The organism is Parafrankia sp. BMG5.11 (assembly GCF_004337455.1).
The window spans coordinates 1-22,627 of the sequence record NZ_SJXI01000137.1 but is presented as its reverse complement, the minus strand read 5'-3'; the positions used below and the strand labels follow the sequence as shown (position 1 = coordinate 22,627).

The 22,627-nt window shown below is 72.1% G+C and carries 21 protein-coding genes and 1 pseudogene; 10 read left to right on the top strand and 12 right to left on the bottom strand.

The window, feature by feature from the left end; genetic code table 11:
* Positions 1-17 precede the first annotated feature (17 nt).
* From E0504_RS47175 to E0504_RS47150, 6 genes are all read right to left on the bottom strand, one after another.
* Positions 18-1,253, bottom strand: coding sequence for an NAD(P)/FAD-dependent oxidoreductase (locus E0504_RS47175; protein WP_112106144.1), 1,236 nt, complete (start codon positions 1,251-1,253; stop codon positions 18-20).
* A gap of 104 nt (positions 1,254-1,357) precedes the next feature.
* Entirely contained in the window at positions 1,358-3,253 is a 1,896-nt protein-coding gene (locus E0504_RS47170) for a long-chain fatty acid--CoA ligase (RefSeq protein WP_165938859.1), read from the bottom strand.
* Between the two features lie 204 nt (positions 3,254-3,457).
* Positions 3,458-4,171 (bottom strand): HAD family hydrolase, encoded by a 714-nt coding sequence (locus tag E0504_RS47165; RefSeq protein WP_131627757.1) that lies wholly within the window; start codon positions 4,169-4,171, stop codon positions 3,458-3,460.
* The gene (locus E0504_RS47160; RefSeq protein WP_071063206.1) at positions 4,164-5,009 is read right to left on the bottom strand and encodes an MBL fold metallo-hydrolase; all 846 of its coding nucleotides are present in this window, start codon (positions 5,007-5,009) and stop codon (positions 4,164-4,166) included. Before E0504_RS47160 ends, E0504_RS47165 begins: the two co-directional genes overlap by 8 nt.
* 288 nt (positions 5,010-5,297) lie before the next feature.
* Positions 5,298-6,263 carry a LysR family transcriptional regulator gene (locus E0504_RS47155; protein ID WP_112106152.1) on the bottom strand — a complete coding sequence of 322 codons (966 nt, stop codon included), beginning with the start codon at positions 6,261-6,263 and terminating at the stop codon, positions 5,298-5,300.
* A 129-nt stretch (positions 6,264-6,392) separates the two neighbouring features.
* Entirely contained in the window at positions 6,393-7,664 is a 1,272-nt protein-coding gene (locus E0504_RS47150; protein WP_071063201.1) for a cytochrome P450, read from the bottom strand.
* A gap of 286 nt (positions 7,665-7,950) precedes the next feature.
* On the opposite strand from E0504_RS47150, the gene E0504_RS47145 reads away from it, so the two are divergent.
* From E0504_RS47145 to E0504_RS47115, 7 genes are read left to right on the top strand one after another with little or no spacing between them, the layout of a single operon-like run.
* Complete coding sequence (locus E0504_RS47145; protein WP_112106147.1) at positions 7,951-9,831, top strand: AMP-binding protein; 1,881 nt, start codon at positions 7,951-7,953, stop codon at positions 9,829-9,831.
* A gap of 34 nt (positions 9,832-9,865) precedes the next feature.
* Positions 9,866-10,654 (top strand): ferritin-like domain-containing protein, encoded by a 789-nt coding sequence (locus tag E0504_RS47140; protein WP_020461491.1) that lies wholly within the window; start codon positions 9,866-9,868, stop codon positions 10,652-10,654.
* Positions 10,651-11,325, top strand: coding sequence for a PaaI family thioesterase (locus tag E0504_RS47135; RefSeq protein ID WP_131627755.1), 675 nt, complete (start codon positions 10,651-10,653; stop codon positions 11,323-11,325). The genes E0504_RS47140 and E0504_RS47135 overlap by 4 nt, the downstream gene beginning before the upstream one ends.
* The gene (locus E0504_RS47130; protein ID WP_020461493.1) at positions 11,325-11,588 is read left to right on the top strand and encodes an acyl carrier protein; all 264 of its coding nucleotides are present in this window, start codon (positions 11,325-11,327) and stop codon (positions 11,586-11,588) included. Before E0504_RS47135 ends, E0504_RS47130 begins: the two co-directional genes overlap by 1 nt.
* Entirely contained in the window at positions 11,585-12,481 is an 897-nt protein-coding gene (locus E0504_RS47125; protein ID WP_131627753.1) for a cyclopropane-fatty-acyl-phospholipid synthase family protein, read from the top strand. The genes E0504_RS47130 and E0504_RS47125 overlap by 4 nt, the downstream gene beginning before the upstream one ends.
* 20 nt (positions 12,482-12,501) lie before the next feature.
* On the top strand, positions 12,502-13,431 hold the full coding sequence (locus E0504_RS47120) for an acyl-ACP desaturase (protein WP_112106150.1): 930 nt from the start codon (positions 12,502-12,504) through the stop codon (positions 13,429-13,431).
* Entirely contained in the window at positions 13,428-14,897 is a 1,470-nt protein-coding gene (locus tag E0504_RS47115; RefSeq protein WP_243657962.1) for an NAD(P)/FAD-dependent oxidoreductase, read from the top strand. Before E0504_RS47120 ends, E0504_RS47115 begins: the two co-directional genes overlap by 4 nt.
* Before the next feature lie 63 nt (positions 14,898-14,960).
* On the opposite strand, the gene E0504_RS47110 is transcribed toward E0504_RS47115, so the two are convergent.
* The 5 genes from E0504_RS47110 to E0504_RS51000 all read right to left on the bottom strand — a co-directional run bounded on the left by E0504_RS47110 (position 14,961) and on the right by E0504_RS51000 (position 17,862).
* Entirely contained in the window at positions 14,961-15,488 is a 528-nt protein-coding gene (locus tag E0504_RS47110) for a GNAT family N-acetyltransferase (RefSeq protein ID WP_368672108.1), read from the bottom strand.
* Positions 15,488-17,056, bottom strand: coding sequence for an asparagine synthase-related protein (locus E0504_RS47105; RefSeq protein ID WP_112108189.1), 1,569 nt, complete (start codon positions 17,054-17,056; stop codon positions 15,488-15,490). Before E0504_RS47105 ends, E0504_RS47110 begins: the two co-directional genes overlap by 1 nt.
* Positions 17,057-17,127: 71 nt before the next feature.
* Positions 17,128-17,289, bottom strand: a complete 162-nt coding sequence (locus E0504_RS51005; RefSeq protein WP_165938858.1) for a hypothetical protein — start codon at positions 17,287-17,289, stop codon at positions 17,128-17,130.
* A 58-nt stretch (positions 17,290-17,347) separates the two neighbouring features.
* Positions 17,348-17,548, bottom strand: coding sequence for a DUF397 domain-containing protein (locus E0504_RS47100; RefSeq protein WP_112108190.1), 201 nt, complete (start codon positions 17,546-17,548; stop codon positions 17,348-17,350).
* 155 nt (positions 17,549-17,703) lie between these two features.
* Positions 17,704-17,862, bottom strand: a complete 159-nt coding sequence (locus E0504_RS51000) for a hypothetical protein (protein ID WP_160144325.1) — start codon at positions 17,860-17,862, stop codon at positions 17,704-17,706.
* Positions 17,863-18,330: 468 nt separating this feature from the next.
* Here E0504_RS51000 and E0504_RS47095 point away from each other — a divergent pair, with 468 nt between their 5' ends.
* The 3 genes from E0504_RS47095 to E0504_RS47085 all read left to right on the top strand — a co-directional run bounded on the left by E0504_RS47095 (position 18,331) and on the right by E0504_RS47085 (position 21,418).
* On the top strand, positions 18,331-19,647 hold the full coding sequence (locus E0504_RS47095; protein ID WP_243657961.1) for a hypothetical protein: 1,317 nt from the start codon (positions 18,331-18,333) through the stop codon (positions 19,645-19,647).
* The gene (locus E0504_RS47090; RefSeq protein ID WP_112108192.1) at positions 19,644-20,201 is read left to right on the top strand and encodes a GNAT family N-acetyltransferase; all 558 of its coding nucleotides are present in this window, start codon (positions 19,644-19,646) and stop codon (positions 20,199-20,201) included. Before E0504_RS47095 ends, E0504_RS47090 begins: the two co-directional genes overlap by 4 nt.
* A gap of 632 nt (positions 20,202-20,833) precedes the next feature.
* Positions 20,834-21,418, top strand: a complete 585-nt coding sequence (locus E0504_RS47085) for a hypothetical protein (RefSeq protein WP_243657960.1) — start codon at positions 20,834-20,836, stop codon at positions 21,416-21,418.
* Between the two features lie 156 nt (positions 21,419-21,574).
* Here the strand turns inward: E0504_RS47085 and E0504_RS47080 are convergent.
* Positions 21,575-22,589: pseudogene (locus E0504_RS47080) on the bottom strand (integrase core domain-containing protein).
* Positions 22,590-22,627 lie beyond the last annotated feature (38 nt).

Here is a 22,627-nt window from a genome sequence, read left to right as displayed (position 1 = left end):
TGCCTCCCGATCCTGGATCAGCCGGCCGACAGCAGGCGCTTCTCGGCGGGCATGCCGACCTCCTCGTAGAGCTCCGCGAGGTTGTCGGGGTGGAAGAAGTCGTGGCCGGGAACGCCACCGGCGATCATCCCGAAGAACTTCTTCGTGTAGCGGGGGCTCTGCGCCGTCGCGGCGAAGGCCGAGTGCAGGAACGGCGGCAGCACGAGGTGGGAGAGCGTGCAGGTCAGCTCGAACGTGCCGTGGCTCTCCTCGTCGCGGAGCTTGACGTACTCGGCGGCGGCGTCGTCCAGCGTCCGCTCGCCGGCGAGGCCGGAGTGCAGCCGGTCGGCCAGCGTCTGCGCCTGGAGGAACGCGTCGGTGATACCCCAGCCGGTGAACGGGTCCTTGTGGTAGCCGGCGTCGCCGACCAGCGCCCAGCCGGGCCCGTGCGAGCGCCGGTAGTAGTTGTCCGGGTAGCGCATCGGACGGAACTCCTCGACGCGCCGGCCGCGGGCCCGCAGGTCCTCACCGAGCTCGGGGACGACCGCGTCGAAGATGGCGTGGAAGCTGCCCTCGACGTCGGCGCGGAACTCACTGAACGCCGCGCGGGGCCGGATGATCGACAGCAGGTGCCGGCCGTCGTGGGTGGGCCAGGCGCCGAACTGCTGCTCCCCGAACCCGGTCCGGTGCTGGAACGTCCAGTCCAGGCCCTCGTAGTAGGAGTAGTAGATGAAGCCGGCCGCCGGCACGACCCGGTAGAAGTCCGCGCCGACCTTGTCGGCCACGGTGGACGTCCGCCCGTCCGCCCCGACCACGAACGCGGCGCGGAACTCCTGCTCGGGGCCCTCGCCGGCCCGGCCGCGGATGCCGGTGACCCGGCCGTCGTCGAAGAGCAGGTCGCTGACCGTGAAGCCCTCGATGACCTCGGCGCCGGCCTCGCGGGCGGCGTCGACCAGCAGCTTGTCGAGGATGGTCCGCCGCGGCGAGTAGACCTCCGTGATCCCGTCGATCGGGTCGGCGAAGCCCTCGAGGTGCAGGCCGGTGTAGGAGAAGGTGAGGTGGCGCATCGGCGGGACGCCGGTGGCGGCCAGGCGGTCCAGCAGGCCCCAGTCCCGCAGCCGGGCCAGGCCGGTCTGGTGCATGTAGTGGGTGGAGACGGTGTCGCTGGGGAAGGTCGACCTGTCCACGACCAGGACCCGGTGGCCCTGGCGGGCGAGCAGCATGGCCAGCGGTGAGCCGGCGCAGCGGGCGCCGACCACGATGACGTCGTACATCCTTGAGTGCTCCCGTCGGTCATGCGGCGGAGATGTCAGCGGGCGGAAGTGTCTGCGAGCGGCGGCGTCTCCAGGCCTGAGCCGGCGCCGGCGCCGGCGCCGGCTCAGGCCGGGGCCGGGGCGGCGGCCGGGGAGTAGAGCTGCTCGATCTCGGTGGCGAAGGCCGCCTCGATCGGTGCGCGGCGCAGCTTCATCGAGGGCGTCAGGTGACCGGCGTCGATGGTGAGCTGGGCGGGGAGGATTCGGAACCGGCGGATGGACTCGGCCCGGGAGACCAGGCTGTTGGCGTCGTCGACCGCCTCCTGTACCCGGTCGAGCAGGGCGGGGTGCTCCCACCAGCCGGGGGCGGCGAGGTCGATGCCGTGCGCCGCGGCCAGGGCGCTGAGCGCACCCTGGTCGGTCGTCACCAGGGCGGCGACGTACGGGCGGGCCTCACCGACGACCATGCTGTCGGCGACCAGCGGGTGCAGCCGCATCCGGTCCTCGAGCAGGGTCGGCGTGACGTTCTTGCCACCGCTGGTGACCAGGATCTCCTTGCGGCGGCCGGTGATGAGGAGGAAGCCGTCGGCGTCGAGGTGGCCCAGGTCGCCGGTGTGCAGCCAGCGGGACGGGCCGGCGCCGGGCTCGGCCTGGGTGCCGGCGGGCTCGATCCACGGGTCCTGGCCGGCCCGCCAGTAGCCGGGGGAGACGTTGGGGCCGGCGACCAGCACCTCGCCGTCCGGGGAGATCGCCACGGTGGTGCCGGGGATCGGCTGGCCGACCGTGCCGATGCGGTTGGTACCGGGTTGGTTGACGGTCACCGCCGTCGCGGCCTCGGTGAGGCCGTAGCAGTTCAGGATCCGCACGCCGACGCCGCGGTAGAAGGCCGCCGTGGTGGCGTCCAGCGACGCCCCGCCGCTGATCACGTGGGTCAGCCGGCCGCCGAACACGCCGTTGATCCGGGCCAGCGCCGCCGGGGCGGGCTGCCGCTCGGCGGCCGGGCCGTCCGCTGGGCTGCTGGCCGGGTCGCCGGCCAGGCCGGCGGCCACCGCCGCGAGCTCGGTGTCGGTGTCGACGACGCCGCGCAGCCCCTTGCGGATCTTCTCCAGCGCGTAGGGGACGAGCGCCAGCACGGTCGGCCGGAAGGTCGCCATCGCGGGCAGGATGTCCGGGACCGCCGCCAGCAGGCCGGTCCGCGTGCCGGCGTAGAGGCAGGCGACGAGGATCGTCCGGCCGAAGACGTGCGCCAGCGGCAGGCAGAGCAGGGTCGACGCCTGCTCGACCGCCGCCTCTGATCCCTCCGGCCCCTGCGCCGCTCCGGTGCCCGCGGCGGGCCGCCACACCCGGAACAGCTCGCCGGTGTGCTCGACGGTGTTGGCGCTGGAGGCGAACAGGTTGCCGTGGGTGAGAATGCAGCCCTTGGGCATGCCGGTCGTCCCGCTGGTGTAGACGATCGTCGCGAGCGAGTCCGCCCGGACGGCGTCCCGGCGCCCGGCGAACTCGTCCGCCGCGGCCAGGTCACCGCCGCCGGCCGCGTGGCCCGCGTCGTCGGCGGGGGCCTGCCAGCCGTTCAGGTCGGCCAGCGGCCAGGGCAGCGCGCGCAGCGTCCCGGCACCGGCCGTGGCGACCGCGCTGTGGTGCTCCGGGGTCTCGACGAAGCACCACGCCATGCCGGAGTCGGTCACGATGTGGGTGATCTGCGCCGGCGAGGCGGTCGGGAAGATCGGCACGGTGATCGCGCCGAGGGCGAGGACCGCGAGGTCGGCGACCACCCACTCGTAGCTGGTGCGGCCGACGATGCCGACGCGGTCGCCCACGCCCACCCCGTGGCCGAGGAGCACCGCGGCGACCCGGCGCACGTGGGCGTCGAGCGCGCGGAAGGTGATGTCATGCCAGTCCGTCCCGGTGGGCCGGCTGAGGATCACCCGGTCCGGATCGGTACGGACGCGGTCGTCGACGAGGGAATAAAGACCGCGGTCGTCAGGAAGGACCCGGCCCGCTCCCAGGGTGTACTGCTGCACACCGACCACCTACTCGTGACGAGGGTTCGGATATTTCTCGGTGGATTTACCGAGCCCAGTCTCGATGCATCGTCGGTTGGCTGGCAATGTGCTTCTCGCTAACGATCCGTAAACGTCTCCTATCGCCGGGCTATGGGCGGGAAGGATCGATCGATCGCAATTATTTATCGTTGGTGCGGGGTAACGGTAAAACGCGTGTGAGCGTTAGTCCGTCACCGCGTCCGCGGCCACGGTGGGAATGGCGGCGCGCAGCTGTGCCAGAGTGTCCTCGAGCTCGGCGTGCTCGATCGCCCGCCAGCCCCGGGCCCGGGCCGCGGCGCAGTTGACCGCCAGGTCGTCGATGAGCAGGCAGGCCCGCGGCGGCGTCCCGAACCGCGACTCGGCGAGCTCGAAGATCGCCGGATCCGGCTTGCGCAGGCCCACCTCGAAGGAGTTGACGGTGACCTCGAACGGGTCGACGTCCGGCGCCAGCGCTCGCCGGTGCGGTTCCCACTCCCGCACACTGTTGGTGAGCATGCCGACCCGCACGCCGCTCGCCCGCACCCGGTCGAGCAGCTCGAACAGGGCCGTGTTGACCGTCCGGCCCGCGTACCAGTGGTCGCCGAAGCGGGTCAGGTCGATCCGCGGCGTCCAGGCCGGCGCCAGCTCCGCGGTGACCCGCAGGCCCCACTCGTGCTGGGAGAGCACCCCGAGTTCCAGCGGTTCGATCATCGTCGCCCCGAAGGACGCCGCGACCCGCCGGATCGCGGCCACGAGCTCGGACGTCGGGACTCCCGCCGCGGCCGCCACCTGGGCGAGTGAGCCGGCGATGGAGGAGCTGAGCACGCCGCCGTAGTCGCACCAGACAGCCCGCACCGGCTCCTCCACCGCCCCTGCCGGATCCACGGTGCCTGACGGACCGGACGGTCCGTCAGGCATGCGGGGCCGCCTCGGTGACCCGGGCGGTGAAGCGGCTCGCGGGTGTGGCGATGTGCACCGGGCCGTCGAAGACCCGCTCGGCGTCCTCCTGGCGCGCCCGCAGCCAGGTCGGCTCGGCGGTCACGAAATGTGTCAGGACGAGCTGGCGCGCGTCGGCCTCGGTGGCGGTCCGCGCCGCGTCGGTGGCGCTGAGATGGCCGTGGTCGGTCGTGTCGGTCAGCTCCAGCGTCGCCTCGGCGAGCAGCAGGTCGACGTCCCGGGCGAACGGCACGAGATCCTCGGTCACCCCGGTGTCGCCGGTGTAGGCGATGCTGCCGGACGCGGAGTCCACCCGCGTGCCGCAGTTGGGCACGGCGTGGCGCAGCTCGTGTACCCCGACCGTCGCGTCGCCGACGACGAAGGTGTCGCCCGGCTCGTACTCGCGGACGTCGAAGGCCACCTCGAAGGCACGGTCGAGCAGCGGGATGGTGGTGACGGGGAACAGCGCGGCGAGCGCGCGCAGCCGCTCCCGGCCGCCCCGCGGCACGTACAGCGGCACCGGGGGCCGCTGTACCTGGCTGGCCAGTTCGGGCAGCGTGGGGAACAGCTCGGCGAACCGGCCGTGCCCGGCCAGCAGCGTCTTACCGACGGGCAGCAGGTCGTAGCAGTGGTCCAGGTGCAGGTGGCTGATGACCACGGCGTCCAGCCCGCGCGGATGCATGATCGCGCTGAGCGCGGTCGCGGCGCCGGGGCCGCAGTCCAGCAGCAGGCGGGCCGCCTCGGTCTCCACCAGGTAGCTGGAGCTGCACTGGCCGGAGGCGGGCATCCCCGACCGGCACCCGAGGACAGTCAACTCCATGGGGTCACGTCCATTCTGTTCGGACCGGCCGCGCGGCCGGCACCGTCGGTGTGCCGCCGCCGGGTCACGCTCCGCCGCCGGATGGGCGCGTGCCACTGCCGGCACGGCCACCGGACGGCCCCATGACCTCCTCGTACGGCGCGGCGGATCGGCGGGGCGACCAGGTGAATCTGACCGCTCGAGCGATGTTGCGCGCCAGGCCGGTTCTCGGCAACGCATGAATGACGAACGAACCATTCGGGATGCCTATCGCCACCGCACCGCCCGGCGGGGCCGGGGGATCCGGGGTCAGCTCTCCTTGGCTGGCCCCGGCCCCGGAACGGGGGCCGGAGCCGCACCCGCACCCGGAGCCGCGGACGGGCCGGGCTCGGTGAACGGGCCGGCGGCCTCGAGGCAGTCCAGGAAGGCACCGACCACGGGCTGTGGGTCCGGGCGCCACACGGCGTACATCCCGACCGTCGGGGTCGGGTCGACCAGGCGCACCGCGGCGAGCCCGTGACCGGGCGGATGCGCGCCGCGCGCCGCCGAGGCGAACCCGACCACCGGTTTGGTGGTGACCACGATCCCGGTCGCGCCGGAGTCGTCCACCTCGTCGGAGACGGTCAGCGCGATGCCGCAGCGGTCGGCGGCGGCGAGGATCGCGTCGTGCATCGCCGGGCTCTGCTCCCGCCGGAACAGGACACACGGCTGGTCGGCCAGCTCCCGGAAGGGAACCTCGGACCGGGCTGCCCAGGGATGGCGCCGGCTGACCACCGCGACCAGCGGCACGGTGAGCACCCGCTGGGAGCGCAGCTGGGCCGAGGGCGGCCCGGCGAAGACCAGCGCGACGTCGAGCCGGCCCTCGGCCAGCGCGGACAGCTGCGGCCCGCTGCGGGCCTCCCACAGCGTCGTCGACACACCCGGGTACTCGGCCGCCAGGCGCAGCAGCGTCGGCTGGAGCACCCGCTGGCCGGCCGGGTAGTTGAAGCCGATGCTGATCATCCCCGTCCGCCCCGAGGCGGCCTCGCGGGCGACGGTGACGGCCCGCCGGGTGGCGTCGAGCAGCCGGCGGGCCTCCGTCTCGAAGGCGCGGCCGGCGGCGGTCAGCTTGACCTCGTGCGAGCTGCGTGAGACCAGCTCGACGCCGATGTCGCGTTCCAGCCGCTGGAGCTGCTGGCTGAGTGAGGGCTGGGCCAGGTGCAGGCGGGCCGCCGCGCGGCCGAAGTGAAGCTCCTCGGCGATGGCGAGGAACGACGCGAGATATCTCAGTTCCATCGCCATCCTCCCGCTGGGCGCCGCTCACGTTACCGGTGGGCGCTAACCGCCGGTAACGCGCACGTGTGGACGGCGGAACGGGAACGTGGCATGTCGTCGTGCATCATGCCGGGTCGTGCGGCGGGACGGTCAGCCGCGGAACCGCACGGGCAGCTCGGCCAGGCCCCTGATCAGCAGGTTCGGCTTGTAGGGCGGGTTGTTGTCGGTGATCTCGGCCTCGCTGACCCGACGGATGAACCCGGCGAGCAGCAGCTCCATCTCGAGCAGCGCCAGCGGCGCGCCGAGGCAGTAGTGGTGGCCGAGGCTGAACGACAGGTGCCGGGCCGGGGGGCCGCCGGCCGAGGAGGTGAACCGCCGCACGTCGAGACGGTCCGGGTCGGGGTAGGCCCGCGGGTCCCGGTTCGCGCAGGCGATCAGGGCGACGACGCCCTCGCCGGGCGCGAACACCCGGCCGGCCACCTCGAGCTCCCGCTTCGCCGCGCGGGTGTTGAGGTGGATCGGCGAGTCGTAGCGCAGCAGCTCCTCGACGGCGGGTCCGATCAGCTCGGGCTCGGCGCGCAGCAGGGCGAGCTGGTCGGGGTTGCGCAGCAGCGCGAGCATCCCGTTGCCGACCAGGTTCACCGTCGTCTCGTGGCCGGCGATGATCAGCGTGACGCAGGTGCCGAGCAGCTCGTCGGCGGTGAGCCGGTCACCGGCCTCCTCGACCTGGGCGAGGGCGGAGATCAGGTTGTCGCCGGGCTCGCGCCGGTGCCGCTCGACCAGCGCGCCGAAGTACTCCAGGAACTCGGGGATGGCCCGGTTGCGCTCCGCGAGTGCCTCGGGCGACATGAGCGCGTCGGGGTCGAACGCCCGGGCCAGCGCCTGCGACCAGACCTGGACGGCCGGGTGGTCGGCGGCGGGGACGCCGAGGATCTCGCAGATGACGGTCAGCGGCAGTGGGTAGGCGATCGTCTCGACGAGGTCGAACTCGCCGGCGGCGAGCGCGTTGTCGAGGAGCTCGTCGACCAGCGCGGTGATCCGCGGCCGCAGCATCTGCACGCTGCGCGGGGTGAAGCCCTTGCTGACCAGGCCGCGCAGCCGGGTGTGGTCCGGCGGCTCCATCCACAGGAACGTGGTGGGGAACGACTCCGCCGGCAGCGTCGGGTGCATCTGGTGGGCTTCCAGGTCGTGCCCCCAGTCCTGGTTCGCCAGGACGGCCACGCAGTCGGCGTGCCGGGTCGCGACGGGCAGCCCGAACGGCGTCGCGTGCAGCGCACCCGCCTCGCGCAGCCGGCTGTAGACGGGGTAGGGGTCGGGTCTCGTCGCCGGGTCGAACAGCTCGGCCAGCAGCGCGGTCGACTCCTCGCCGGCCGGCCCGGATGATCCGGTGCCGGCCGCCGGGACGACGGTGGACGTGGTCATCGCATCTCCAATTGCCGCACGGTTGTTACCGCGATAGCGCCTCGATGTATCGTCCGCTTTCCTTCTGTTTCCCGGCGAGACGATTAACGCCGCCGATGGATCCATAGCGGACCGGTATCCGTGTTTGACGGCGCCGGGCGACGGCGCAAGCATTCTCGCGGAAATGCGTGGACGAACCGCCGCCGGTGAACGGTGGCGCGAACGCGTCGGGCGAGACCGGTTGCGGCGCGCGGGCCGCGCGCCGGCACGAGCCGGAAAGCGGCCGGATGCAGATGGAGGGCCCACGATGCACGACGCTCCGGCCGAGGTGGCGATCCCGGCGCCCCGCGCCGTCCCCGTTTCCTCACCTGCTGTTTCCTCACCCGTCAATCTCGTACCTGCCGATTCCGTACCTGCCGATTCCGTGGCCGCCGGCTCGACGGCCGCCGCCGCGCTCGCGGCGGGCACCCTGCACGCCGGCCTGGCCACGGTGGCGGCCCGCCATCCGGGGTTGCCCCTCGACTTCCCCTCCGCCGGAGCGTCGCTGACACTGGGCGAGCTCGTCGCCCGCGCGGACGTCCTGGCGGCAGCCCTGACCGGTGCCGGCACCGGCGGCGCCGCTGGGGCCGGGGTCGTCGCCCGTGACCGGGTCGGAGTGCTCAGCGACAACGCGCCCGACTTTCTGGTGGCCCTGGCCGGAGTGAGCCGGGCGGGAGCCGCCGCGTGCCCCCTGCCGCTGCCCGCCTCCACCCGTGACCTGCCCGGCTACGCCGCGCGGCTGGCGCGCGCGGTCGCGGTCGCCGGCATCCGGCTCGTGCTGGTCGGCGGCCGGACGGCCCGGATGGCCGACCGCTTCGCCGGGGCCTTCGACGGCGTCCGCCTCGTCCGGGTCGCCGACCTCACCACACCGGCCGCCGCCGGCACTGTCCCGGCCACCGGCACCGCGCCAGCCGCCGCTGGCGGTGCGGCCCCGGCCGGCCCGGCGGTGGAGGTGTCACCCGACGAGGCCGCCCTGGTCCAGTTCACCTCCGGTAGCACCGCCGCCCCGAAGGGCGTCGTGCTGACGCACCGCAACATCCTGGCCGGGCTGACCGCGATCATCGACGGCGTCGCGCTGACCGAGGCCGACCACGGCGGCATCTGGCTGCCGCTCTTCCACGACATGGGGCTGTTCGGCACGCTCGCCGGCATCTTCACCGGCATGCCGATGACCGTCTGGTCACCGGCCGCCTTCGTGAAGGACCCGGCCGGCTGGCTGACCGACTTCCTCGGCCGCGGCGGCAGCATCGCCCCCATGCCGAACTTCGCCTACGACCACCTGGCGGAGGCCGTCCCCGCGCCGCGGGAGGCCGGCCTGGACCTGAGCGGCTGGCGGGTCGCCTTCAACGGCGCCGAGCCGGTCGAGCCCGCCTCGGTCGAGCGCTTCCTCACCACCTTCACCCCGGCCGGCTTCGCGCCGGCGGCGATGATGCCCGTCTACGGGATGGCCGAGGCCACGCTGGCGGTGACCTTCCCGCCGCCGGGCCGCGCCCCCGTGCACCGCTGGGTCGACCGCGACCTGCTCGCCCGCGACGGCGTCGCGCGTGACGTGCCCGCCGGCTCGCCGTCCGCCCGCGGGCTGGCCGGGGTGGGCCGACCGGTGCGCGCCATGCGGGTGCGGATCGGCGGCCGCGACGGCACCGGCGTGCTCGGTGACGACCAGGTCGGCGAGATCCAGATCAGCGGCGACGCGGTGACGGGCGGCTACCTGACCGACACCGGCGCGCAGTCGGCCGGCGCGTTCACCGCGGACGGCTGGCTGCGCACCGGCGACCTCGGCCTGCTGCGCGACGGCGAGCTCTTCGTCACCGGCCGGGACAAGGAGATGGTGATCGTCCGCGGGGTGAACTACTACCCCCACGACGCCGAGGAGGCCGCCCGGGACGTCCCCGGCGTCCACCGCCGCCGCTGCGTCGCCTACGCGGACCGTTCACCCGAGGGCGCCGAGACGATGGCAATCCTCGCCGAGACCCGGCTGGTCGACGACACCGAGCGCGCGGCGTTGGCCGCCGCGATCCGGGTGGCGGTGACCGCCGCGCTGGGGCTGGCCGAGATCGCCGTCGCCCTCGTCGGGCCCGACGCCCTGCCGCGGACGTCCAGCGGGAAGTTCCAGCGCCTCGCCGCGCGCGAGGCATGCGTACCGACATGAGTTCCAGGCCCGTTTCCCAGGCAGGTGGAGGCCCATGCACAGCTACGACGTCTTCCGCCGATACGAGCGCCACGTGTGGCGGCTCGCCGACATCCCCTTCGACGAGGTGCGGCCGGAGCTCGTTCGCCCCGAGTACGTCCGGATCGCGCGCGGCGCGGTGATGGGCGAGGCGAACTCGATCGCCGCCCAGCACGGCTTCTTCGACGAGTTCGTCGACGACTACGACTTCTCCGCGTTCATCGCGCTGTGGGGCGGGCAGGAGCTTCAGCACCACTTCGCGTTCCGGGCCTGGCTGGACCAGATCGACGCCCAGGTGGAGCCGGGCGCGGTCGCGGCGATGCGGGAGCCCTACGCGCCGGGTACCACCCCGGCGGCGACCCTGGCGACCAACGTCATCTCCGAACTGACGGTCAACCACGTCTACCGCGCGGTCGCCGCCTGGGTGGAGGAGCCGGTGCTGGCCGCCATCATGACGAAGGCGAGCCTGGACGAGGCCGCGCATGCCCGCGAGTTCATCCACTACACCCGGTGCCGGCTCGCAGAGCACCCGGACGAGCTGGCGTCCGTGCTGGAGACCCTGTTCGTCTACACCGCCGAGCAGCGCATCAAGCACCCGGTGGGTGTCTTCAAGGGCGAGCTGGAGGCCCTGCGCGACCACGACACCATCGACACGGGGTTCACCTACTTCCTCACCCAGGTGGCGACCGAGGGCGAGCTGGCCCACCTGCAGGACAAGATCCGGCGGGCCTTCGGCTCGCTGACCGGCCTGGACCTGACCACCAACGCCCGGGTCCGCCGCAACCTCGCCGAGGCGCTCGGATGACCGCCCCGGCAAAGGACGACCCGTCCGGGACGCTCGCCGACGCGCAGGAGCTCGTCGCGACCCCCTGGGCCGTCCTGGACGACTACCAGTGCTTCGGTTGCTCCCCGCACAACGCCAAGGGCCTGCAGCTGCGGTTCAAGGCCCTCCCGGACGGGCTCGCCACCGTCTTCCAGCTCGGCTCCGCGCACGAGTCCTACCCGGGCGTCGTGCACGGCGGCCTGGCCGGGGTGATCTGCGACGAGACGATGGGCAACCTCATCGTGCTGCGCACCGGGAAGCCGGCGTTCACCACCGCGATGCGGCTGCGCTACCTGGCGCCGATCCCGGTCGGCGCCCCGCACGAGTGCCGGGCGCGGATCGTCAACACCGGGGACACCGGCCTGATCAACGCCGAGGCCGACATCCTCGACGCGACCGGCGGGGTCGTCGCCACCGCCCGCGCCACGTACCGCCCGGTCGCCCTCGAGGCGGCCCGCGACCGCATCACGCTCAGCGACGGCGACGCCGGCCGCCTGGCGGACGTCCTGACCGCGTCGGCCCCCGCGCTCGCCTCGGCGACCGCCGCCGCCGCCGGCGCACCCGGCCCCGCTTCGGTGCCCGCCCCAGATCCAGTCCCTGTGTCTGTGCCCGTGCCTGTTTCCGCTCCCGCGACCACATCCGAGGAGTCCTGATGTCCACGACCGCCGAGCCGGTGCTCGTCACCGTCACCCAGATCGTCGCCACCGAGCTGGCGACCACCGCGGACGCCATCGACCCCGATCTCGACCTGCGCACCGTCGCCGGCGCCGACTCGGTGAAGGTGCTGCGCATGATCGCGCGCATCGAGCGCGCCTACGACATCGAGCTCGACGACGAGGACGTCTTCACGGTGACCACCGTCCGTGAGGTGACCGACGTCGTCGAGCGGGCGCTGGCCGCGGGCGCGGCGGCATGACCGTCGCCGCCGCGCCCCCGGCCGGTACAGCGACCCCGGCCGGGACGGCGTCCGCCGCCCCGGCCGGGGTCGCGGACACGAACCAGCACTACGACCTCGACCCGGAGATCTTCGGCCTGTTCCTGGACTCCCGCCGCAAGTACTCCAGCGGTCTCTACCGCTCGGAGGGCCTGACGCTGGACTCCGCCCAGCTCGCCAAGCTGCGCTTCGTCGCCGACCGGCTCGGGCTGCGCGGCGGCGAGCGGATCCTCGACGTGGGCTGCGGCTGGGGCTCGGTCGTGCTGCACATGGCCGCCGAGCTCGGCTGCCGCGCCGTCGGGGTGAGCCCGGCCGGGCGCCAGCACGCCTACATCGCCGCCCGCGCCGCCGAGCTGGGCGTCGCCGACCTGGTCGAGACCCGCCAGGGCCACTTCGAGACCCTCGACGTCGAGCCGGCGTCGTTCGACGCGGTGTCGCTGCTCGGGTCCATCGTCCACATGCCCGACCTCGACCTGGTGTTCCGCCGGGCGCGGGCGGCGCTGCGCCGCAACGGACGGCTGTACGTCTCCGAGTCCTGTTTCCGCAACGCGGCCGCGCACGAGGAGTTCGACCGTCGCGGCGGCACCGAGTTCGTCCGCGACTCGATCTTCGGCTGGGGGGACATGCGCCCGCTGTCCGAGCTGGTCCGCGCCGCCGAGGACGCCGGATTCTCGGTGATCTCCGTCGACGACCTCACCGAGGACTACCGCCGCACCATCGAGGACTGGCTGGTCAACGTCGCCGACCGGGCCGACCGGCTCGACGCGATCAGCCCCGGCCTGGCGGCGACCCTCACCCGCTACCTCCAGGTCGCCAACGCCGGCTGGGGCTTCACCACGAAGCACTACGCGCTGGTCTGCCAGAAGTCGCGCTGACGAGCCCGGGAGACGAACCGATGACCACCACGACGACCCGGGCCCCCGTGCTGCGCGGCCCGGTCGACGGGCCCTTCCTGGCCCCCGGCGACATGGCCGAAGCCGTCACCGACTTCCACCGCGCCGGCGCCGCCGAGCGCCGCTGGGACGTCGAGACCGCCGTCGACTGGACCGCGGCCGACGCCAACCGGCTCACCGACGGCCAGCGGTCCGCCGTCCGCTTCATCACCCTGATCGAGGATCACCTGCCGGGCTACTTCGCCGTCTACACCCGGCGGTTCCCGCTGACCGACGAGGTGAGCGAGCAGGACTTCGCCCATCACCGCGAGCTGTACCACTTCACCGTCCGCTGGGCGGTCGAGGAGGACAGTCATGCCCGCGCCCTGTTCCGCTACCAGACCGACTCGGGTATCGCCCGTCCCGACGACCTGCGCCGCGAGCTCGCCGCCGAGGGCCGCAAGCCCTTCGAGCTCCCGCACGACGAGTCGGTGGCGCTGTTCGCCTACGCGCTCGTCCAGGAGAAGGCCACCCAGATCTACTACCAGCAGCTGCGTTCCGTCGTCGGCGACCCGGTGCTCGCCGAGCTGCTCAACCGGCTCAGCCGGGACGAGGCCCGCCACTTCGCGTTCATGGCCGACATCCTGGAGCGGTACCTGCGGGTGTACGGCGACGCGGTCGTCGAGCCGATCCGGGACGTGATCGCCCACTTCCGGATGCCGCTTGCGGACACGATGCGCGGCTACTGGCGCTGGGCGCTGCGGATCGCGGACGCGGCCCGCTACGACCACACCGACGCCTACGAGCACCTGATCCGGATCGTGAACCGCGCCGTCGACGCCCCCTCCGACCGGGTCGACGAGCTGACCCGCTTCGTGGCGGCCTGCCGCACGGCCGCCCCACTCCCGCTCACCACCCCCGCGGCGGTGCCGCCGGCCGCGGCCTCGGCGTGACCGCGCCCAGCGGCGGGGGAGCGCCCCGAAGGGCGAGCGTGCCCGGCGGCGGGAACGTGCCCGAGGCCGGGAACGTGCCCCGGGCCGGGAGCGCCACGGTCGGCGGGGGAGCGGGCCGGCGAGGGCACGCCGTCGTGCTCGGCGCCAGCGTCGCGGGCCTGTTGGCGGCCCGGGTGCTGGCCGAGCACGTCGGCCAGGTGACGGTCATCGACCGCGACGACGTCACGCCCACCGCTGCCGCCGGCCACCGCGGCGGGGCGGCGCAGGGCCGTCACCTGCATGCCCTGATGGAACGGGGCCGCCAGATCCTCGACGAGCTGTACCCGGACTTCACCGCCAAGATCGCCGCAGACGGGGTGCCGACGGCGGAGACCCTCGTCGGCACCCGCTGGTACTTCGACGGCGCCCGGGTCACCCCGGTGCCGACCGGTCTCACCTCGGTGCTCGCCAGCCGGCCGGCGCTGGAGGCCGCTCTGCGGGCCGCGACACTCGGCCACGACCGGATCCGGCTGCTTCCCGGGCTCCGCGCGGTCGGCCTCGTCCGCGGATCGGGCTCCACCCGAGCCGCCGGGGTCGTCGGGGTGCGCGTCGAGCCGCCCGCCGGTGACGCCCCGGCCCGCACCGTCGAGGCCGACCTCGTCGTCGACGCCACCGGCCGCGGGTCCCGCGCCTCGGAGTGGCTCGCCGACCTGGGCTTCGACATCCCACGGGAGGAGACCGTCGGCGTCGACCTCGCCTACGCCTCCCGGACCTACCGCCGGTGGCCCACGGACCTCGGCGGCGACCTCGGCGTCATCATCTCGACGCTGCCGGGCCGGCGCGGCGGCGGCGCCGTCGCCCAGGAGGGCGACCGCTGGATCGTGACCCTCGCCGGCATGCTCGGCGACCACCCGCCGGTCGACGCCCCCGGCTACGAACGGTTCGCGGCCTCCCTGCCCGCCCCCGACATCCACCGCCTCATCCAGGACGCCGAGCCGCTCGACGACCCGGTTCGCTACCGGTTCCGGGCGTCACGGCGGCTGCGCTACGACCTCCTACACACCCCGGCCGCCGGTTTCGTCGCGATCGGCGACGCCCTGTGCACCCTCAACCCGCTCTACGCGCAGGGCATGACCGTCGCCGCGCAGCAGGCTCTCGAACTGCGGGCATGTCTGCGTTCGGGCAGCCTGGACGACCTCGCCGCACGGTACTTCACGGCGGCCGCCCGGCCGACCTCCAGGGCGTGGTCGATCGCCACCGACTCCGACCTGCGCTACCGGGAGGTCGAGGGCCGCCGCGGGCCCCGCACCCGGATCACCAACGCCTACATCCCCCGAGTCCAGGCGGCGACCCGATCCGACCCCGTCCTCGCCCGCAACCTGCTGCGCGTGGTCAACCTTGTCGAGCCCCCATCGATCCTGCTCACCCCCGCGGCCATGCTGCGCAGCGCCCGACACGCCCTGGGGACCCGTCGTAGCCGATCATGATCCATCGCGGGCGGCTCCCGTACCGGCTCCCGGGGGTGGTGCGAGGCGGCGACCGGGTGGGACTCAGGCGTTGGCGAAGGCGAGGGACTTGTCCAGTTCGGGGAGCAGTTCTGCGCGCCGTGCCAGCAGGTAGACGGTGCGATTGGTGCGTGGGACGGTGTGCTGCAGGGTGAAGCCTTGGCGCTGGTAGTAGTTGACGAGGCCGGGGAACAGGCAGCCGCGGCGGACCCAGCGTTGGCCGAGTCGGGCGGCGTGGTCGACGGCCCACAGGGCGATCAGCGTGCCGGGCTTGGCCGCCTGGTAGGCCGGGTCGGTGCAGGTCGTGTACAGGTACGAGGCCGGTTCGGTGAACTCCTCGGTGGTCCAGCCCCAGGGGGGTGCGGAGGTCAGCACGGTGGTGCAGCCGACGATCCGGCCGTCGTTGTCGAGGACCCACATGCTGTGCTCGGTGGACGGGGTGTGATCGGCCTGCGCGGCGAGAGCGTCGGCGTCGTCGCGCCAGGTCGGCCAGCCCTGCTCCTCCAGCCACGCACTACGGGAGAGGATCATGGCGGCCACGGCGGGGATGTCCGCGGCTGTCGCGGGGCGCATCAGCATAGGAACGCCGTCGTCGCGAGATGCAGATGGATCACCTCGATCAGTTTCGCGTCGCGCGTCTCATCGTAGAGTGCGTGATCTTCCAGGTGGGTGCGGGCGTCGGCGAGCCGGTCGGGGTCGACCAGGCCTGTGTCGAACAGCACCGAGCCGCTGGTGAGCATGTCGGCGAGAAGGCCCGGTCCGTAGCTGGTCAGGGTGTGCTGGACGACCTCGGCGAACGACTCCCGTTCCACGGGGTGGGTGACGTTCTCGTTCAGGCCGAGGGAGGCGAGCTGGCGTCGCTGGAGCTGCTTGAGCTCCCGCCAGCCGTAGGGCAGTTGCTCTCCGAGCTGGACCATCCCCGGGTGCGCGAACGGGTGCACCGGCCAGATACCCGCCCGGAGCAGGACGGGGGCCATGGTCTCCAGGCTCAGCAGGGTCATGGAGTTCACGACCGCGGGCGGCGCGACGGCGTCGTCGGCGTAGGCGAGGGCCTCGGTCACCGCGCTGCCGAGCCAGGGAAGCTCCTGGTCGATCGGTGGATCAGTCTCGGGGTACTCCTCTCGGGATACTGCGACCATCTCGTCACCCCCGATGCCGGTCACGACGACCCGGGCGCCCTGGGCGCGCAGGGCCTGGGTCAGCAGGCGGAAGGGGTGGTGCAGCGGCTCCTCGTACGGCGAGATCGGCCCGCCCTGCAGCCGTACGCAGTCGGGGTGCAGTGGCGGTTCGGCCAGGGCGTCGATGAGGGTGTCGTGGGCGGAGAACGGCAGGCGGGTCCGCATCTGCGTGCGCCGGCGGATCTGCTGCTCCCGCCCGGGGCCGCCGATGAGCAGCGCCGCGGTGGTGAGCTGGCCGGGCCATCGCTGTGCCGCCTGGGTGGCGATCACTCCGGAGTCGAAACCGCCGGTGAGGTGCCACGCCGTCGTGTCCTGGTCGAGTGGCCGCAGGTCCAGCGCGGTGTCGATCGCGTCGCGGAAGGCGCCGAGCACGTCGGCGTCGTCGGCGAGCGCGCGGGGGCGGCGGTGCAGCGCTGGCTCCGGGTAGCTGATGTACAGGCCCCCGCCGTAGTGGGCGGTTGCCCGTTCGGTGAGACGCCGGATGCCCTCGAACAGAGTCTCGCTGCCGTACCGGGGGCGGAACGCGAGCAGCCGCGCCGCTTCCCGGGTGGACAGCACGCGGGCGTAGGGCTGCAGGTCGGCCATGTCCCACGAACCATGCAGCGCGGTCCCGTCCTCCGCGAGGTACAACGGCACGGTCCCGCAGGCACCCGCGGACACCCGCACCGGCATGCGTGGCGCCGTCTCCACCATCACGAAGTCCGCCGGCCAGGCGGCTGCCGCCGACCGTGCGGTGTCGAACTCGGCCGGGTCCAGCATGCGCACACCCCCGGCCACCGGCGCGCGGCCCGCGATCCGCTCACGGACGACGATCAGCGTTCGCTGCCCGTCGGTCACGGCGAGGTCCTCGACCATCGGGTGCGCGAACGGGCGGATGCTGCTCGCCCCCTCGGCCGTGGCGTAGACGCCGTCCGACCAGCTCCAGTCCACCGGGCCGTACGGGGTGAGATGCAACCTGAGCATGGGGTTTCCCTCCCGGCCGTGGGACCGGGGCCTGTGCCCCGGCCCCACGGCACTGGCGATAGGCGGGCTGGTCAGACCTTGGTGGAGTCGTACGTGTGCGCGGCGTCCGAGCTGCCGGAGGTCTTCTTGTACTCGTGGGCCTCCGGGATCGTCTGGATGACGGTGGTCGGCGGCGCCGAGAACAGACGCTCGACACTGGCCGGCCGCGTGGGGGGTGGCAGGAGATCGTGCATAGCGGGGCCCTCCTTGACGAGATGGGTGGGAAACCACCCGGCCGATGCCGGGCGGGGCTCAGGGGCCGTCGAACTCCCCGGCTTTGACCGCGGCGACGAAGTCAGCCCAAGCGGCAGGGGTGATCCCGATCGGCCGGGTCAGAGAGGACCGGAGCAGCACCAGGAACGGCCCGCGGGACAGCCACACCGCATCGACAGCCGTGGTGCTGGTGGTGCTAGGTGCCTGCCACGACGCGACAGGTAAGGCCGGGAGGTACACGGCGGGTCCTTCCTGAGTTGGGACCGCCTGCCCCGACGGACCGAGTCAGCACCGGAGCGGGCGGTATATGCCACCCCGCCCGCGAGAGCTGGTCACGCGAGCGCGGGCGGGGTGGTGGACGGGCCGCCTGTGGACGGATGAGATAGCCCCCGTTTTCAGGGCCCGGCATTGTGATCCGGGATAGCGGGCCGGGACGGCACCGACGTCCAGCGGAGGATGTCCGGGTCGAACTCCGCATAGGCATCCGCGGCCTCCAACGACGAAAACCCGGTGACGGTCTGCCGTGGATCGCCGTTGGCGTCGAGCACGACCACGGTCCACGTCTGCTCCGCAGCACCAGCCCGGCCGCCGAGCGGATGTGCGGCATAACTGCACCCGTTGCTGGACAGGCGACGGACACCCGCCGGCCAGGTCGTGAGTGGGGTGCGGATCGGGAGGGGCGGGGAGGGAGCGCCGTCAACGGCCGGTATGACCGGCTCCCTCCCCACCCCGACCACCGCGCCCAGCCCGACACCAGAACGCCACACGGCGCTGGACGGCGACGGGTCAGGGTGGGGGCGGTGGCCAGCGGCGGGCGTCCGACCGGCGAACCTGCCTGAAGCTTCCGTGGGCGAGTGCACGATGCGCTCCTCTGCTGATCCGGGAGAGTGGCCGGCATGTCTCCCGCCGTGCACGACCCATGACACTCCGCGTGACACCTCCATGGGAGGGTGAGATCTTCTGTCCCAGGGGTGGGAAAAAATGTCTCACCCATGGCGCACCTACGGCCGAGGGGAAACGTGGTGCACGCTGATGGAGTCGAGGCCCTGAAGGAGCAGCTCGCCACTCGGTTCCGGCAGCTTCAGGACGAGCACCGGCTGTCGGGGACGGACCTGGAGAAACGCACCACCCACGATCGGAAGAACATCTCCGCCATCCGCAACAGGGGACGGCTCCCGACCCGTGACATCCTCCGGGCCTACGACCGTGAGTTCGGGACCGGCAACGAGCTGACTGGCCTGGGTGAGCGGATCCGTGCTGCGCAGAAGGCGGTGCGGCTGACCGAGGTGACCGCCGCAGCGGGGGTAGACACCCCCGGGCCGCAGCAGGCAGAGTCGGGAAGGGAGGAGGTGGAGGAAACGGATCGACGCCAGATCGTTGCGATCGCTGCGCTATCCGCACTTGCGTTCGAAACGACCCGCCGTATCGACACCTCCGCCACGGCACCGACCCTCGGCGAACTCGAAGACGACCTGGCCGACATCGCTGCCGGCTACGACACCACCCCGCACCAGATACTCATCGGCGAGGTCGCCCGACGATGGCACCAGGTCGAAGACATGCTCGACCGGCGCTTGAGCGTGACCGACAGTCTGCGGACTACGCGCCTCGGCGGCCAGCTCACCTACTACCTTGGCCGGCTCGCGTTCGCCGGCGGTCACTACCGAGACGCCCGCCGGTTCTGCGATCTTTCAGACCGGTACGCCGACCAGGTAGGCGACGAGATGTTGACCGGCTCCCTCGCCGCGCTGCGGTCCAGCATCGCCTACTACACCCACCGCTGGGACAAGGCTGCCCTCACCGCTGCCCGGGGCCGCCGCAGCGCGGAACCCTACCTTGCCGCCCGGCTGGCCGCTTACGAGGCGCGGAGCCATGCCCGCCTCGGACGGGTCCGGGAGACAGAGAACGCTCTCGCCGTGATGAGGGCCCACGCCGGGGTGGCAACGAGGCCCCGGCCCGGCTCCTCCCCGTTCACGGCCGGCAGCGCGGCCATGTTCGCCGCGGTATGCGCGATCGAACTGGGTAACGGCGCCGAAGCCCGGCGCCACGCCCGCGAAGCGGTCGATCTCATCGACCCCCGGTCCCATGAAGAATGCGGCCACGCCTACCTCTGCCTCGCCTCCGGCTTTCTTCTCCAGGACCGGCCCGATCCTGCCGCAGCGATCGCGGCGAGCCGGGCCGCCGCGGCTGTTCCCGACGGGCACCTGTCCGCCACGATCGTGTCCGCCATGTCCGAGGTAGTTCGGGAGCTTGGGCCGTGGGCCTCGGATCCTGACGTCCGCGCGTTCAGCGCGTTGGTCCAACAATCCCGCCTCGCGCTGCCTGGGAGCCCCGCATGACCCTCGAGTTCGCCCCGCCTGACGTCGTCACCATCCCATCCGTTCTCACCCCGCGACTGAAGCTCCGTTCCTGGCACCTGACGGACGTCGAGCCGTACCTGGCGATGGCCCGGCATCCGGACATGTCGCTCTACACGAGCTCACCGAGCCGTATCGGGTCGGTCTGGGGCATGACCGCCTTCCAGATCGGCCACTGGGCTCTGAACCGCTTCGGAATGTGGATCATCGAAGAGCGAACGACGGGTGAGTTCCTCGGCCGGGCCGGCCTGTACGAGGAGTACGGCTGGCCGGACATCGAGGTGGCATGGACAGTCCGGCGCGACCGGTGGGGACAGGGCATCGCAACCGAGGCCGGCGCGGCTGCGCTGGAGTTCGCATTCACTGAGGCCGGCCGAGAGCGGGTCATCAGCATCATCCACCCGGAGAACAAGGGGTCGATCCGCGTCGCCGAGAAGCTCGGCCTCACCCTCGCTGAAGGCCCGGTGGATCGGGACGGTGAACCGCGGAACATCTACGCGATCAGCCGCGCCGAGTGGGCTACTCACACAGGCTGAGACCGGCTGTGTACGAGCGTGAACCGCAGCCCTCGCCCCGGCGCCGCCAGTTCTTGGGAGTTCGGGAGGCGCCGGACCGGGACCTCATATGGACCCTTTTTCGCGTTCTGCGCAGCGTCGCCTTCAACCTGAAGCGGCGGACGGTCTAGGACGTACCCCGCCCCTTCATCGCATCATCGCGCGAATCAGGGTTCTGGAGCCCCACACGGCGAGGACCAGTGCGGCGCGCTCCCGGAGACGGCCGTCCGCGTGCAGGCTCGCGACCACGGCGGCGAACCCGCTGCGGCGATGGCCGACCAGCTGGTGATCCCGGCGATTGCTGGGCGATACCGGTTCGACCGGCGGGCGGCCGCGTCCACACCAGCCAACTACGGCCGTCGAGGCGTTCCAGCTCCGCCGCCGCGCGCCGGCTCCGGGCCGGTTACCGCGGCAGCCAGGCGCTCCGCGAGGTGCCGGGCCTCCGGCAACGTCATCACGGGGCCATCCTGATCTGCTCACCGCCCCCGTCACCTGGTGTCCCGCGTGGTGCGGCTGTCGCAAATCAGTCAAGATCACGAGCGCCGAGGTTGGGGCGCGATAATGTTCTCACCGCCGTCTACGGCGGGGTATGTAGGAATCCGGGGGAGCGCACAATGACAGTGGACGAACCGTCAGCCGGCATGCCACGGCGGGTCTTTCTGGCGGCTGGACTGAGCTTGGCGACCGTCACGGCAACCGCCATGCTGCCCTCACCTGCCGCGGCATCGGGGACGTGGAACACCGACTGGCGCTTCTGCAACAGATGCTTCGGCTTGGTCCGAAACCTTCAACAGGTCTACAACCGATGCCCGGCGGGCGGCACACACGTGATACAGGGCTGGACTTTCGGGATACCTTTCACCAACAGCACTGATCATCACGCTGGCGAGACGGCGTACCAGCAAAGCGATTGGCGACAGTGCTCGTCCTGTGGCGCCCTGTACTACCATGACTTCCCAGGCGTATGCGCCGGACGCGGCGGCTCGTCTCATACCGGAATCTATCCTCAGTACCTTCTCTGGCACGACCTGAACCCAGTTCCGAGCAACTTTCAGACTGCGTGGCGATTCTGCTTCAAGTGCAGTTCGCTCTATTTCGACGGGTACCAGCCAAATCGAGGCGTCTGCCCGGGAAACCCGGGCTGGGGACATGCCGCCGTCGGCTACATGTTCCACCTGCAGGTGTATTCCTACACCTGAAATGCGCCGAGCCGGCTAACCCGTTGACGTCGACGGTCCGACATCATTCGCTGGATGTCGGCGCTCCCAAGCAGGAACTTGAGCACGTCAGGCAGCTCCGTCCACCCGGCCGCGTGTGGGGTGCCAGAACTCGGATACCGGCCTTGACCTGGGGTTTTAGGCGGCTCGTTCGTATTCGTTGATCAGGCCGCCGAGGACGGGCTGGCGCTTGACGTTCCTTGGTCAGGTCTGCGATGGGGTGGTCGGGCCGTGGTGGTTGAAGGTCGCGGCCGCGGTGGGGTCGTCGTCCGTTGTAGTGGGCCGCGTACTCGACCAGGAGGGTACGCAGATGCCGCTCGCTGAAGATCAGCATGCGGTCGGTGACCTTGGTCCGGACGGTGCGGACGAACCGTTCGGCGTAGGCGTTCGCCCGGGGCGTCCGGGGTGGGATCGTGACGGTGGTGATGCCGGCGTCGGCGAGGACCGCGTCGAAGGAGGCGGTGAACTGTCCGGCCCGGTCACGGACCAGGAACTGGAAGTCGGCCGCCCGGTTGCCGAGGTCCATGAGGAGGTTCCGGGCTTGTTGGGTGGTCCACGGTCCGTCCGGGTGGGCGGTGACTCCGAGGATGTGGACGGTGCGGGAGCCGACCTCGATGACGAAGAAGCAGTACAGGCGCCGCAGCGTCACGGCGCAGTCCACGTGGAAGAAGTCGACGGCCAGCATCGTCGAGGCCTGCGTGCGTAGGAACTGCCGCCAGGTCGCGTCGGTCTGCCGCCTGGGCGCCGGTGGGAGACCCAGGGACTTCAGGACCCGGCGGATCGTGGAGGCGCTGACTTGGTGGCCGAGTTTGAGGAGCTCGCCCTGGATCCGCCGGTAGCCCCATGTCGTGTTCTCGGTCGCGAGCCGCTCGATCAGTGCGGCGATCTCCGTGCTGACCGGAGGTCGTCCCGTTCGCCTCGGGTCCGTTTGCGTGCGAGGAGGTCACGGTGCCAGCGCAGCACGGTGGCCGGGGTGACGAAGAACGAACCCCAGCTGGACCGGGGCAGCAGCCGGGACAGGGCTGCGAGGATCACCCGATCCGCCGGTTCCAGGACCGGGCCGGTTCACCTGCCGGCGCAGCACCGCCACCTGATGTCGCAGGACAAGGAGCTCCGCCTCCTTCGAGGTGTCCCCACGCATCCGGAGCAGCATCAGCCCGAGAGTGTTCCGTGTCAGGGCGTAGAACAGCG